Origin of the sequence: Streptomyces sp. ATCC 21386 (assembly GCF_018728545.1) — a bacterium.
In the GTDB taxonomy this organism is placed as follows: Bacteria; Actinomycetota; Actinomycetes; order Streptomycetales; family Streptomycetaceae; genus Streptomyces.
In genome coordinates, this window is the sequence record NZ_JAAVVL010000001.1 from 6446723 (window position 1) to 6459611 (window position 12889).

General features: G+C 72.8%; 14 protein-coding genes. 12 read left to right on the plus strand and 2 right to left on the minus strand.

The window, feature by feature from the left end; translation table 11 throughout:
- Positions 1-150 precede the first annotated feature (150 nt).
- Genes GWK25_RS27645 through GWK25_RS27655 form a run of 3 tightly spaced genes read left to right on the plus strand, consistent with a single transcriptional unit; the run spans position 151 to position 1774 of the window.
- Positions 151-960: an alpha/beta hydrolase gene (locus GWK25_RS27645; protein ID WP_215453997.1), complete on the plus strand. Its 810-nt coding sequence runs from the start codon at positions 151-153 to the stop codon at positions 958-960.
- 41 nt (positions 961-1001) lie between these two features.
- Complete coding sequence (locus GWK25_RS27650) at positions 1002-1277, plus strand: WhiB family transcriptional regulator (RefSeq protein ID WP_215453999.1); 276 nt, start codon at positions 1002-1004, stop codon at positions 1275-1277.
- A 14-nt stretch (positions 1278-1291) separates the two neighbouring features.
- Complete coding sequence (locus GWK25_RS27655) at positions 1292-1774, plus strand: Dps family protein (protein WP_215454001.1); 483 nt, start codon at positions 1292-1294, stop codon at positions 1772-1774.
- Between the two features lie 191 nt (positions 1775-1965).
- On the opposite strand, the gene GWK25_RS27660 is transcribed toward GWK25_RS27655, so the two are convergent.
- Positions 1966-3336, minus strand: a complete 1371-nt coding sequence (locus tag GWK25_RS27660; RefSeq protein ID WP_215454004.1) for an amidohydrolase family protein — start codon at positions 3334-3336, stop codon at positions 1966-1968.
- Between the two features lie 277 nt (positions 3337-3613).
- Positions 3614-5479, minus strand: a complete 1866-nt coding sequence (locus GWK25_RS27665; RefSeq protein ID WP_215454008.1) for a glycoside hydrolase family 15 protein — start codon at positions 5477-5479, stop codon at positions 3614-3616.
- A 423-nt stretch (positions 5480-5902) separates the two neighbouring features.
- Between GWK25_RS27665 and GWK25_RS27670 the strand changes: the two genes are divergently transcribed.
- The 9 genes from GWK25_RS27670 (at position 5903) to GWK25_RS44350 (ending at position 12869) form a co-directional block, all read left to right on the plus strand.
- Complete coding sequence (locus GWK25_RS27670; protein WP_215454010.1) at positions 5903-6238, plus strand: hypothetical protein; 336 nt, start codon at positions 5903-5905, stop codon at positions 6236-6238.
- Between the two features lie 180 nt (positions 6239-6418).
- A complete protein-coding gene (locus tag GWK25_RS27675) occupies positions 6419-7585 on the plus strand; it encodes an FAD-binding oxidoreductase (RefSeq protein WP_215454012.1) in 1167 nt (388 codons plus the stop codon).
- Positions 7582-7881 carry a (2Fe-2S)-binding protein gene (locus GWK25_RS27680; protein ID WP_215454014.1) on the plus strand — a complete coding sequence of 100 codons (300 nt, stop codon included), beginning with the start codon at positions 7582-7584 and terminating at the stop codon, positions 7879-7881. Before GWK25_RS27675 ends, GWK25_RS27680 begins: the two co-directional genes overlap by 4 nt.
- Positions 7871-9313 (plus strand): NAD(P)/FAD-dependent oxidoreductase, encoded by a 1443-nt coding sequence (locus GWK25_RS27685; RefSeq protein WP_215454016.1) that lies wholly within the window; start codon positions 7871-7873, stop codon positions 9311-9313. Before GWK25_RS27680 ends, GWK25_RS27685 begins: the two co-directional genes overlap by 11 nt.
- Positions 9314-9477: 164 nt before the next feature.
- Entirely contained in the window at positions 9478-10374 is an 897-nt protein-coding gene (locus tag GWK25_RS27690; protein ID WP_215454018.1) for a dihydrodipicolinate synthase family protein, read from the plus strand.
- 25 nt (positions 10375-10399) lie between these two features.
- Complete coding sequence (locus GWK25_RS27695; RefSeq protein ID WP_215454021.1) at positions 10400-11401, plus strand: proline racemase family protein; 1002 nt, start codon at positions 10400-10402, stop codon at positions 11399-11401.
- 10 nt (positions 11402-11411) lie between these two features.
- The gene (locus GWK25_RS27700) at positions 11412-12095 is read left to right on the plus strand and encodes a GntR family transcriptional regulator (protein WP_215454023.1); all 684 of its coding nucleotides are present in this window, start codon (positions 11412-11414) and stop codon (positions 12093-12095) included.
- Positions 12096-12204: 109 nt separating this feature from the next.
- Entirely contained in the window at positions 12205-12732 is a 528-nt protein-coding gene (locus GWK25_RS27705; RefSeq protein WP_184902079.1) for an NUDIX hydrolase family protein, read from the plus strand.
- A gap of 5 nt (positions 12733-12737) precedes the next feature.
- Positions 12738-12869, plus strand: coding sequence for a hypothetical protein (locus tag GWK25_RS44350; RefSeq protein ID WP_286014554.1), 132 nt, complete (start codon positions 12738-12740; stop codon positions 12867-12869).
- Positions 12870-12889: the final 20 nt, after the last annotated feature.

The following is a 12889-nucleotide window of genomic DNA, read 5'->3' on the forward strand; positions in this document are numbered from 1 at the left end:
CTATGCGCACCTATCGGGGCGCGGCACAGCCGTCTCGCCAGTCGGCCCTGCCGCCCGGGGCGGCGCTTTGGCCCCGGACGGCCCATGGACCATCGTCCGACGGGCTGGCAAGATCCCCCGGGTACCTTCACCGACGTAGTTGGAGGAGTCATGGCCGACTCGCGTGAGCACAGCTTCGCCGGTACGCGGGGCGGTGTCACCGCGCGGGAATGGCCGTGCGAGGGCGCGCGGTACGTCGTTCTCCTGGTGCACGGGTACGGGGAGCACATCGGCCGGTACGAGCATGTGGCCGATGCCCTGGTGCGGCACGGCGCGGCGGTGTTCGGTCCCGATCACCTGGGGCACGGCAGGTCGGCGGGCGAGCGGGTCCTGATCGAGGACTTCGAGGACGTGGTCTCCGACGTGCACGCCGTGGAGGTGCTGGCGCGGGCCGCGTACCCCGGGCTGCCGGTGGTGCTGATCGGTCACTCCATGGGCGGTCTGATCGGCGCGCGGTACGCCCAGCGGTACGGCGCGGGGCTCGCGGCGCTCGTCCTGTCCGGGCCGCTGATCGGGATCTGGGAGCCGCTGCGGGCGCTGCTCGCGCCGCCCCGGGTGCCCGAGGTGCCGCTCGACCCGAAGCTGCTGTCGCGGGACATGGCGGTCGGCGCGGCGTACGCGAACGATCCGCTGGTGTGGCACGGCCCGTTCAAGCGGCCGACGCTGGAGGCGATCGACCGCACGTTGGAGACGATCTCGAAGGGCGGGTCCATCGGTCCGCTCCCGCTGCTGTGGCTGCACGGGGACGACGACCGGATCGTGCCGCTGCCCGGCAGCCGTACGGGAATCGAGGAGCTGCGCGGGACCGAGTGGACCGAGCGCGTCTACCCGGGCGCCCGGCACGAGGTGTTCAACGAGACGAACCGGAGCGAAGTGCTCGCGGACGTCACGGAGTTCGTGGACGGAGTGCTGGGGCGCTGAACCCGCGTTTTCCGTCGTCCGCGTGGGGCACCCGGCCCCGCATGGAGTGGTTGCGGAGAGCGGCCTGCGTGGGAGAGGACCCCGACCTGTTCTTCCCCGTGGGCACCACAGGACCGGCGCTCGACGACGTCGCCGCCGCCAAACGCGTCTGCGGCCGCTGCCCGGTGCGCCTCGAGTGCCTCATGTGGGCGCTCGGCAACGGGCAGACGGCCGGCGTGTGGGGCGGCATGGGCGAGGAGGAACGCACCGACCTGCTCCGCAGAACCGGGAGCGCCGACGCCGCCCGGCACGAGGCGCTCGCCGGTACGAAGCGATGAGGAGTGACGCGTAGATGACGATGGTGAGGAGCACGCTGCCCGAGCCCGCCCGCCGGATCGCGGGCGACGCGCTGCAGGAGAGCCTGGTGGATCTGCTGGGGCTCTCGCTGATCGGCAAGCAGGCCCACTGGAACATCGTGGGACCGAGGTTCCGTTCGATCCACCTGCAGCTCGACGAGGTGGTGTCCACGGCACGGTCCTACGCCGATCAGGTCGCCGAACGCGCCGCCGCGCTCGGGGTCTCCCCGGACGGCCGGCCGGAGACGGTCGCGGCACGGTTCGATCTGCAGGGCCCGAAGGAGGGCTGGCTGCGGGACACCGAGGTCGTACGGCTGCTGGTCGGGGCGCTGGAGGAAGCCATCGGGCGGCTGCGGAAGCGGATCGACGCGACCGAGGAGGCCGACAAGGTCACCCAGGACCTGCTGATCTCGCTCACCTACGAGTTGGAGAAGCAGCGCTGGATGTTCGAGGCCGAGAACTGGCCGCGCGAGGACTGACCGCGATGATGGACCGCGAGGGCTGACATCGAGCACGACGCCCGACGCCTGACGTACGACGTCGGGCGCACCGGTGCCTCGTCGAGGACCACGGGCCGCCGGAGCCCCCCACCGCCTCGCAGCGGTGGGGGGCTCCGGCGGCCCGGCGCGTCGCGTGTCCCGTGTGTCACACGGTGTGGCGTGGCTGTTCGTCAGGTGGCGCTCTTCTTGGCCGCCACGGCCGCGAGCAGCCGGTCGCGCGACTCCTCGACCAGGCGACGGGCCCGGCCGACGTCGGCGAGCAGCCTGCCGTCCCGCTTGTGGACCACGCCGTCGACGATGACCGTGTCGACGTTGGAGACGTCCGCGCTGAGCGTCACGGCGGCTGTGGCGTCGTGGACGGGCGCCATGTTGAGGGCGGTGGCGTCGAGGGCGACGACATCGGCGCGCTTGCCGGGGGTGAGGGAGCCGGTACGGTCCTCAAGTCCTGCCACGTGGGCGCCGTTGAGCGTGGCGATCTCCAGCATCTGACGTGCCGTCAACATGCTGCTCGGGACAGGCAGGTTGGCCTGCCAGCAGTCGGCGTTGACCCGGGCCCGTTCGGCGCCGAAGGCGGCGCGGATCTGGGTGAACATGTCGCCGGGCACGGTGGTGACGACGTCGATGCTCAGGGACGGCCGCAGCCCGTGTTCGATCGCCAGCATGACCGGCGGCCAGCCGTGCCCCATCTGGGTCTCCACCTGTGCGGCGATGGAGACCGTGCCGCCGCTGTCGGCCACCATCCGCCATTCGTCCTCACCGAGGTGGCAGCAGTGGACGTAGGTGGTGTCGGGGCCGAGCAGGCCCATCTGATGCAGCCGCCTGACCATGCCGAAGCGTCCGGCCAGGCGGCCCATGGCGACGTGCACGGTGATGGGGACGCCCAGCTCACGGGCGAGTCCCCACTCCCGCTGGACCACGTCGTCGGTGCAGAAGCCCGGGCCCCGGGTGGCCAGGGCCATGGTGAGGAGGCCGCCGTCGGAGGCGAAGTGCTCGGCTCGGACGCGGCGTACGTCGTCGCCGGGTACCGCGATCTTGCTGTCGAACCAGTAGTCGGTGAGGGAGGTGTTGGCGCTGCCGTACGCGTACTGGGCCCGGATGCCGGTCTCCGTCAGCGCCTGGATCGCGGCGTCCGGGTGCTCGGGCGTGTTGTTGATGTGGGACCAGTCGACGAGGGTGGTGATGCCCGCGTTGAGGCACTCCAGGGTGCCCGCCAGGTTGCCCGCGTACACGTCCTCGGGGGTGAAGACGGGCGCGAAGGTGTCGAGGACGTCGACGAAGTAGTCGTCGAGGGTGGCGTCCGGGGCGCAGCCGCGGATCGGCGCCTCCCAGGTGTGGCGGTGGGTGTCGACGAAGCCGGGGATGACGATACGGCCGGTCATGTCGAGCACCTCGGCGTCGACGTCCGCGTCGATGTGCGGCTCGACCGCCGTGATCGTGCCGTCCTCGATGAGGATGTCGCCCCGTGGCAGGTCTCCGATGGCCGGGTCCATGGTGACGACATGGCCCGAGCGCAGGAGCATCCGTGGCATCCGTGTGGTCATCGCCGTTCCTCCCAGAGGTGGGGTCCGTTGAAAACTGACGGACTGTCAGTATGCGGCGACGCCGTGGACGGTGCGCGTGACCCGGCCGACGGTGAGGGCCGAGGGCTACCGCACCGGTGGCCGGTCCAGATTCAGGTGGTCGCGGAGGGTCGTGCCCTCACAATCCGTGCGGAACACTCCCCCGGCGTCACGGGTCACCTGGGGCGATACCCCATCGTTCTCTACCAGTTCACCATGAAATACCCCACCTGGAGGGGGAAGCCGCCCATGCCCCGCGTCAAGAGGCGGTCCGGGAATTGGTCGCGTCGTCCGAGGAGTGGACATTCTGGGGTTTCCTCGGGTCCTCGCGGCGGGCGTGCGGGGCGTGCAGGTCGAGTTCGTAGGCGACCCGGATCAGCGGGACGTGGGTGAACGCCTGTGGGAAGTTGCCGAGTTGGCGGCGAGCACGGGGGTCGTACTCCTCGGCGAGCAGTCCGACGTCGTTGCGCAGCTCCAGCAGCCGTTCGTACAGCGCACGGGCCTCGTTCTCCCGGCCGATCACCAGCAGGGCGTCCGCGAGCCAGAAGGAGCAGGCGAGGAAGGCGCCCTCGCCGCCGACGAGGCCGTCCGGCGAGTCGGCGGCGCCCGCCGAGTAGCGGGCCACCAGCCCGTCGGAGAGGAGTTCGCGCTGCACGGCCTCGACGGTGCCGATCACCCGCGGGTCGTCCGGCGGCAGGAACCCGGTCTGCGGGATCTGCAGCAGCGCGGCGTCGAGCTCCCGGGAGCCGTACGACTGGGTGAAGGTGTTCCGCTCCGGATCGTAGGCCCGCTCGCAGACCTCACGGTGGATGCGGTCACGGACCTCGCGCCACCTGGCCACCGGACCGGGCCGCCCGTGCGCCTCCGCCAGCCGGACCGCCCGGTCGAAGGCGACCCAGCACATCACCTTGGAGTGCGTGTAGTGGCGGGGGGCGCCGCGCATCTCCCACAGCCCCTGGTCGGGCTCGGTCCAGGCCCGCTCCAGGTGCTCCAGGAACACCGCCTGGAGCGACACCAGATGCTGGCGGGGGCGCAGCCCGCAGCCGATCGCCAGATGGATCGCGTCCATCACCTCACCGGGCACGTCGAGCTGCCGCTGCCCGGCGGCGGCGTTGCCGATCCGCACCGGGCGTGATCCCTCGTAGCCCGGCAGCCAGTCGGCCTCCCACTCGGTGAGCCGCCGCTCCCCCGCGATGCCGTACATGATCTGCACGTCCTCGGGCCGCCCCGCCACCGCCCGTTCCAACCAGGCGCGCCAGGCGTCCGCCTCGGCCTTGAAACCGCTGCGCAGCAGGGCCTCCAGCGTCATGCCCGCGTCCCGCAGCCAGCAGAACCGGTAGTCCCAGTTCCGTACGCCGCCGATCTCCTCCGGCAGGGAGGTGGTCGGTGCGGCGACGATGCCGCCGGTCGGCTGGTACGTGAGGGCCTTGAGCGTGATCAGGGAGCGGGCGACGGCGTCCCGGTAGGGCCCGTCGTAGGTGAGTCGGCGCAGCCAGCGGCGCCAGTACGACTCGGTGCTGCGCAGTGCCTCGAAGGGGTCCACCGGGTGTGGTGCGGACAGGTGGGAGGGGTGCCAGGTCAGCACGAAGGGGATCCGTTCGCCCGCCGCGACCGGGAACACGGCGGTGTGGGCCGTGCCGTGGCCGACCGGCCGCACGGGGGTGCGCAGCCACACCGACTCGGGTCCGGCGGTGCCCGTCAGCGCGCCGCCCCGGCGGCGCATCCAGGGCAGGACCCGGCCGTAGTCGAAGCGGAGCCGCAGGTCCATCCGCATGTCGACGGTGCCGGAGAGACCTTCGACGATGCGTACGACGCTGGGGGCGCCCGTCTTGCGGCACGGCATGAAGTCGGTGACCAGGACCTGACCGGCGGTCGTCTCCCACTCCGTCTCCAGGATCGCCGTGTCGTCCCGGTAGCGGCGGCGGGCGTAGGGGCCGTTCTCGTCGGCGGGGGCGATGCGCCAGCGTCCGTTGTCCTCGTCGCCGAGCAGGGCGGCGAAGCAGGCGGGCGAGTCGAAGCGGGGGAGGCAGAGCCAGTCGATGCTGCCGTCCTTGCCCACGAGGGCGGCGGAGAGGAGGTCGCCGATCAGGGCGTAGTCCTCGATGCGGCTGGGCTGTCCTGGCATGGGGTCAGTGTCGGGGGACCGAGGGCGCGCGGCATGCGGGGTGGGGCGTTCGAGTTCCCGCGAGTTCCGGGGTCGGGCGGACTGGCGCGCGGGAGGAGTGCCGTGGGTCCAGCCCGGTACTCGGCCGGAAGGGTGACCGGGCGTGGGCGGGCGGTGCGGCGTGAACGAGGGTCTTCACCTTCCGGACGTTCGCGGGCCACGCCACGGCAAGGACCGCACCCCCGCACGGCCGGAAGTGCACACGACCCTGTTCCGAGCACCGCGCACCACGTACGGAGCACTGCCCACCACGCCCGGAGCACCGCGTACCACGGTCGAGCACCGGCAGCACGTACACAGCACGTACGCGGCACCGGCGGCACGTGCGAAGCACCGGCGGCTCGACCGCGACCATCGGTGAACGTCCACGGAAAGGACCGGCTCTTGAACGCTTCCGCGAAAGCCTCGGAGATCTCCCCGACCGAGCGGATCCGTACCCTCGCGAACATTCTCTCCGGCAGGCTCACGGCACGGGAGGCGGCGCACCGCCACGGCCTGCCCGTGGGGGTCGTACGGCAGTGGCTGCGGGAGATCCCGGTGGCGGCGCCCACGGATCCGACGGGCCGGGCCGCCCGAACGGACCGAACGGACCGAACGGACCGAACGGACCAGGCCGATCGGGCTTCCGGTGACGACGCGGCACCGGCGCGAACGGACCGGCGGCCGCTGCCCCGCTGCCGGGTGGTCGTCGACGAGATGGTGCAGGGGCTCGGGCTCTGATCGCCGCTGCGGCCGCTACCGCTCCCCCGCCCCGACATCGCGGAACACCCGCCCCAGGGACCGAACCGGAGCGGCCCCGCGACATCCTGACGCGGTCAGGCGGGAGGGCATCGGTCGTCGTCGGCCGGGACGCGCTGCCGGGGTATACCGCGCCACAGAGCCATGTGACATAGTACTGGCGTGACCGAGCGACTGACCTGCGACGTCGTGGTGGTGGGCGCGGGGATGGTGGGCGCGGCCTGCGCCCTGTACGCGGCCCGTGCGGGTCTGGACGTCGTCGTGGTGGACCGCGGCCCGGTGGCCGGCGGCACGACCGGCGCCGGCGAGGGCAACATCCTGGTCTCCGACAAGGAACCCGGTCCCGAGCTCGAACTCGCCCTGCTGTCCAACCGCCTGTGGGCCGAGCTGGCCGCCGAGCCGGGTCTGGGAAAGGCGTTCGAGTACGAGGCCAAGGGTGGGGTCGTCGTGGCGTCAGCACCGGAGGGCCTGGCCGCGCTGGAGCGGTTCGCCGCCGGGCAACGCGCGGCCGGGGTGGCGGGGTTCACCATCACCGACGGACAACTGGCCGACCTGGAACCCCACTTGGCGCCCGGCCTCGCGGGCGGCATCCACTACCCCCAGGACGCCCAGGTCATGCCCACCCTGGCCGCCGCCCACCTCGTACGGGCCTCCGGGGCCCGGCTGTTCACCGGCAGGACCGTGACCGAGGTGCTGCGCACACGGGCCGGTGCCGTGCGGGGCGTGCGGACCGACCGGGGCGACGTCCACGCCCCCGCGGTGGTGAACGCCGCCGGCACCTGGGGCGGCCAACTGGCCGCGCTCGCCGGCGTGCGCCTTCCGGTCCTCCCCCGGCGCGGCTTCGTGCTGGTCACCGAACCGCTGCCGCCGCTGATTCGGCACAAGGTGTACGCCGCCGACTACGTGGCCGATGTGGCCAGCGACTCGGCGGCGCTCCAGACCTCCCCCGTGGTGGAGGGCACGGCCGCCGGACCCGTGCTGATCGGCGCGAGCCGCGAACGTGTCGGCTTCGACCGGTCGTTCTCGCTCCCCGTCGTACGGGCCCTGGCGGCGGGCGCCACCCGGCTGTTCCCGTTCCTGGAGGAGGTGCGCGCGATGCGGACGTACGTCGGCTTCCGGCCCTACATGCCGGACCATCTGCCCGCGATCGGACCGGACCCGCGGGTGCCGGGCCTGTTCCACGCCTGCGGGCACGAAGGTGCCGGGATCGGGCTCGCCACCGGGACCGGCCGGCTGATCGCCCAGGTGCTCGCGGGCGGTGCACCCGAGCTGGAACTCGCGCCGTTCCGCCCGGACCGGTTCGCGGAGCACGAGGGGGACGCGGCGTGAACCCAAGGGAATTGACCCGGGCGGAACCGGGGCCCGCTTTCACCGTCACCCTCGACGGGCGTGAGCTGGAGGCACTTCCGGGCCAGACGGTCGCGGCCACGCTCTGGGCCGCCGGCGTGACGTCCTGGCGCACCACGAGGGGCGCGGGGCGACCGCGCGGGATCTTCTGCGGCATCGGTGTCTGCTTCGACTGCCTGGTCACCGTCAACGAACGCCCCAATCAACGGGCTTGCCTGGTTCCGGTCCGGCCGGGCGACGCGATCCGCACCCAGGAGGGCACCGGCCATGAGCACTGAACCCGGGCCGCCGCGGCTGGCGATCGTCGGCGCCGGCCCCGCGGGCCTCGCCGCGGCCCTGGCGGCAGCCGGTCGAGGCGTACGGGTCACCGTGGTCGACGCCGGCCGGGCAGCCGGCGGCCAGTTCTACCGGCAGCCCTCGGCCGGGCTCGGCACGCGGCGCCCGCAGGCCCTGCACCACCAGTGGCGCACCTGGCGGCGGCTGCGCGAGGGCCTCGTCCGGGAGGTGGCCGCCGGACGCGTCACCCATCTCCCGGACCACCATGTGTGGTGTGTGGAGCAGCGCTCCGAGGGCGCCGGGCGCTTCACCGTGCACGCGCTGCTCGGGCCCGACCGGGAGCGGCCCGTGGAGGTGCGCGCGGACGCCGTCCTGCTCGCGACCGGGAGCTACGAGAGGGTGCTGCCCTTCCCCGGCTGGACCCTGCCGGGCGTGATCACCGCCGGGGGCGCGCAGGCCATGCTGAAGGGCACGCTCGCGGTGTCGGGCCGCACGGCGGTCGTCGCCGGGACCGGCCCCCTGCTGCTGCCGGTGGCGACCGGGCTCGCGGCGGCGGGAGTCACGGTGGCCGCGCTGGTGGAGTCCGCCGACCCCAGGGCCCTGGCACGACGGGCCGGAGCACTGGCCGGGCGGGCGGACAAACTCGCCGAAGGGGCCGGGTACGCGGTCCAGTTGCTGCGCCGCCGGGTGCGGACCCTCGTCCATCACACCGTCGTCGAGGCGCACGGCGCCGACCGGTTGGAGGCCGTGACCGTCGCCGCGCTCGACGCCGAGGGCCGGGTCCGGCGCGGTACCGGCCGGCGCGTCCCCTGCGACACGCTCGCCGTCGGGCACGGCCTGCTGCCGCACACCGACCTCGCCGAGGCGCTCGGCTGCCGTATCGAGTCAACCGGCCCCCGGGTGTGGGTCGACGAGGAACAGCGCACCGATGTGCCGGGCGTCTGGGCTGCTGGCGAGACCACCGGGATCGGCGGCGCGGCCCTCTCCCTCGCGGAGGGGCACATCGCCGGACGGTCGGCCGCCGACCGCCTCCGGGGGCGGGTGCCGGACCCGGCCGCGTGGGCTGGTGCCGCCAAGTCCCGGGCCGCACTGCGGGAGTTCTTCGCCGTGCTCGACTCCGTGTACGTCCCGCCTGCGCACTGGACCGAGCAGGTCACGGACGACACGGCCGTCTGCCGGTGCGAGGAGGTCACCGCCGGTGCCGTCCGCGAGGCCGTCGGGGAACTGGGAGCCGGGGACCTCAGGACGGTGAAGCTGCTCACCCGTGCCGGGATGGGCTGGTGCCAGGGCCGGATGTGCGGGCCCGCCGTCGCGGGGATCGCCGGGTGCGAACAGGGCGTCTCCCGGCGGCCGTTCGCCCAGCCGGTGCCGTTGGGCGTACTGGCGCGGGCGGGCGAGAACGGGGAGGAGTCCGACGGCGGCGCCCCGCCCTGAGCCCCGCGCCGCACCCGCACACGCGGCCACCGCCCGACACCCCTCGTCGCCGCGCCGCGACCACCGCACCACCGCACCACCGCACCACCGCACCACCGCACCACCGCACCACCGCACCACCGCACCAGTGATATGTCACACCTCATGGAGAGGGCATCCCACTCATGGCCACCACCGAGAACCGTCCCTGGCGCGGCGTCCTCGTCGCCACCGCGCTCCCCCTCCGCGACGATCTCTCCGTCGACCACGACGCGTACGCCGAGCACTGCGCCTGGCTCGTCGAGAACGGCTGTGACGGTGTCGTACCGAACGGCTCGCTCGGCGAGTACCAGGTGCTGACGCCCGAGGAGCGCGCCAAGGTCGTCGAGACGGCCGTCGCCGCGATCGGCGGCACGCGGGTGATGCCGGGCGTCGCCGCATACGGGTCCGCCGAGTCCCGGCGCTGGGCCGAGCAGGCACGGGACGCGGGCTGCGCGGCGGTGATGCTGCTGCCGCCGAACGCCTACCGCGCCGACGAGCGGTCCGTGCTCGCGCACTATGCCGAGGTGGCGAAGGCCGGCGTCCCGGTCGTGGCGTACAACAACCCCATCGACACCAAGGTCGACCTCGTCCCCGAACTGCTCGCCAAGCTGCACGGCGAGGGGTGCATCAGGGCCGTGAAGGAGTTCTCCGGCGATGTCCGCCGGGCCTACCAGCTCGCCGAACTCGCCCCGGATCTCGATCTGTTGATCGGCGCGGACGACGTCCTGCTGGAGCTGGCGCTGGCCGGCGCCAAGGGCTGGGTGGCCGGCTACCCGAACGCCCTGCCCGCCGCGACGGTGGAGCTGTACCACGCGGCGGTGGACGGTGACCTCGCCACCGCCAAGGCCCTCTACGCGCAGTTGCACCCGTTGCTGCGCTGGGACTCCAAGGTCGAGTTCGTGCAGGCGATCAAGCTGTCGATGGACATCGTGGGCCGGCCCGGAGGGCGCTGCCGTCCGCCGCGCGTGGAACTGCTGCCGGAGCAGGAGGCCGTGATCCGCGCGGCCACCGAGAAGGCCGTCGCGGCGGGGCTCGCGTAACCACCGCGGAAAGGGAGGGCCGGTCATGCGCAGCAAACTCGTCCTGCACGCCGTCGACTCGCACACCGAGGGCATGCCCACCCGGGTGATCACCGGCGGGATCGGCACGATCCCGGGCGCGACCATGAACGAACGCCGCCTGTGGTTCCGTGAACACCGCGACGACGTCAAGCAGTTGCTGATGAACGAACCGCGCGGGCACGCGGCGATGAGCGGCGCGATCCTCCAGCCGCCGGCCCGCCCGGACTGCGACTGGGGCGTGGTCTACATCGAGGTCTCCGGCTATCTGCCCATGTGCGGTCACGGCACGATCGGCGTGGCGACCGTGCTGGTGGAGACCGGCATGGTCGAGGTCGTCGAACCGGTCACCACCATCCGCCTCGACACCCCGGCGGGCCTCGTCGTGGCCGAGGTGGCGGTGGAGGACGGCGCGGCGAAGGCGGTCACCCTGCGGAACGTGCCGTCGTTCACCGTAGGCCTCGACCGCAAGGCCACGCTCGCCGACGGCCGGACGGTGACCTACGACCTCGCGTACGGCGGGAACTTCTACGCGATCCTGCCGCTGGAGCAGTTCGAGCTGCCCTTCGACCGCGACCGCAAGGACGACATCCTGCGGGCGGGCCTGGACCTGATGGAGGCCATCAACGCGGAAGGGGAGCCCGTGCACCCGGAGGACCCGTCGATCCACGGCGTCCACCACGTCCACCTGTACGCCCCGGGCGCCACCGCCCGGCACTCGCGGCACGCGATGGCCATCCACCCCGGCTGGTTCGACCGCTCCCCCTGCGGCACGGGCACCAGCGCGCGCATGGCGCAGCTCCACGCGCGTGGTGAACTCCCCCTGCACACCGAGTTCGTGAACGAGTCCTTCATCGGCACCCACTTCACCGGCAGACTGCTCGGCGAGACCGAGGTGGCGGGTGTGCCCGCCGTGCTGCCAAGCTTCACCGGCCGCGCCTGGATCACCGGCACGGCACAGTATCTGCTCGACCCGACCGACCCGTTCCCGGCCGGGTTCGTCCTCTAGGAGAGGTGCGATGGCCCTGTCAGCCCCTGCCGCCGGCCCCGCCCTGCCGGTGCTCGGCGGCAAGAAGAGCAGTTACCGCGAGCGCGTCGCCGACGCCTTGCGGGCCGCGCTGATCGCCGGCGAGCTGCGGCCGGGCGAGGTGTACTCCGCGCCCGCGCTCGCCGGCCGCTTCGGTGTCTCGGCGACGCCGGTGCGGGAGGCCATGCTGGATCTGGCCAAGGAGGGGCTGGTCGACACCGTGCCCAACAAGGGGTTCCGGGTCACCGCTGTCACCGAGAAGCAGCTCGACGAGTACACCCATGTCCGCTCGCTCATCGAGATCCCGACCACGGCCGGCCTGGCCCGGACCGCCGACCCGGTCTCCCTGGAGGCACTGCGGCCCGCCGCCCGGGAGATCGTGGCCGCCGCGGCCGCCGGGGACCTCATCGCATACGTCGAGGCCGACACCCGCTTCCATCTCGGCCTGCTCGCCCTCGCGGGCAACGCGCATCTCGTCGAGGTGGTCGGTGACCTGCGCAAACGCGCCCGCCTCTACGGCCTGACCGCGCTCGCCGAGTCGGGCCGGCTGCTGTCCTCGGCGCAGGAGCACCTGGAACTGCTGGACGCGTTGCTCGCCCGCGACGAGGAGGCCGTACGCGCGGTGATGACCCGCCACCTCGGTCATGTGCGCGGGTTGTGGGCCGCGCACGACTGATCGTCCGCGCCGCGCATACGGGCGGAGCGGCGGGGGCATCTCTGACAGGTGTGATCGGAGCGACGCGCGCTTCGACTGACGTTGAAAGTATGATCGGCCAATGTCTGACATGACCGAAACCACGCCCGGCTGGCTGCCGTCCGACGAGCTCGAGTCGGCGCGCGCCCGGATGCCGATTCTGTACGTCGAGGCCGTGCCCGTGCGCGTCGACGACAGCGGCGAAGTCACCAGCATCGGGCTGCTGCTGCGCATCGGCCCGGACGGGACGGTCAGCCGCAATCTGGTCTCCGGCCGCGTGATGCATCACGAGCGGGTCCGGGACGCGCTCCTGCGTCACCTGGAGAAGGACCTCGGTCCGGTGGCGCTGCCCCGTGTCCCGTCCGCCCTCCAGCCCTTCACGATCGCGGAGTACTTCCCGACACAGGGCATCACCCCGTTCCACGACCCGCGGCAGCACGCGGTCTCCCTCGCCTACATCGTCCCGGTGGCCGGTGACTGCCGACCCCGGCAGGACGCGCTCGACCTGGTGTGGTTCAGCCCTCAGGACGCGGCGTCGGCCTCCGTCCAGAGCGAGATGCCGGGTGGCCAGGGCGTCCTCCTGAAGCAGGCCCTGGCGCATGTGGGCTGCCTGTCCTGATGCGGATGTCTGCCTTGACGGGGTTGTCCGCCCTCACGGGACTGTCCGCCCTCACGGGACTGTCCGCCGTCGCGGGGCTGTCCGCTGTCGCGGGGCTGTCCGTCCTGACGGGGCGGGGCGGCGCGGAGGGCGGGTAGCGCCGGCCGGGGCTCAGGAT

Coding starts and splice junctions, on each gene's coding strand:
- GWK25_RS27645 (WP_215453997.1), top strand. CDS start 151: ATGGCCGACTCGCGTGAGCACAGCTTCGCCGGTACGCGGGGCGGTGTC.
- GWK25_RS27650 (WP_215453999.1), top strand. CDS start 1,002: ATGGAGTGGTTGCGGAGAGCGGCCTGCGTGGGAGAGGACCCCGACCTG.
- GWK25_RS27655 (WP_215454001.1), top strand. CDS start 1,292: ATGACGATGGTGAGGAGCACGCTGCCCGAGCCCGCCCGCCGGATCGCG.
- GWK25_RS27660 (WP_215454004.1), bottom strand. CDS start 3,336: ATGACCACACGGATGCCACGGATGCTCCTGCGCTCGGGCCATGTCGTC.
- GWK25_RS27665 (WP_215454008.1), bottom strand. CDS start 5,479: ATGCCAGGACAGCCCAGCCGCATCGAGGACTACGCCCTGATCGGCGAC.
- GWK25_RS27685 (WP_215454016.1), top strand. CDS start 7,871: ATGAGCACTGAACCCGGGCCGCCGCGGCTGGCGATCGTCGGCGCCGGC.
- GWK25_RS27690 (WP_215454018.1), top strand. CDS start 9,478: ATGGCCACCACCGAGAACCGTCCCTGGCGCGGCGTCCTCGTCGCCACC.
- GWK25_RS27695 (WP_215454021.1), top strand. CDS start 10,400: ATGCGCAGCAAACTCGTCCTGCACGCCGTCGACTCGCACACCGAGGGC.
- GWK25_RS27700 (WP_215454023.1), top strand. CDS start 11,412: ATGGCCCTGTCAGCCCCTGCCGCCGGCCCCGCCCTGCCGGTGCTCGGC.
- GWK25_RS27705 (WP_184902079.1), top strand. CDS start 12,205: ATGACCGAAACCACGCCCGGCTGGCTGCCGTCCGACGAGCTCGAGTCG.
- GWK25_RS44350 (WP_286014554.1), top strand. CDS start 12,738: ATGTCTGCCTTGACGGGGTTGTCCGCCCTCACGGGACTGTCCGCCCTC.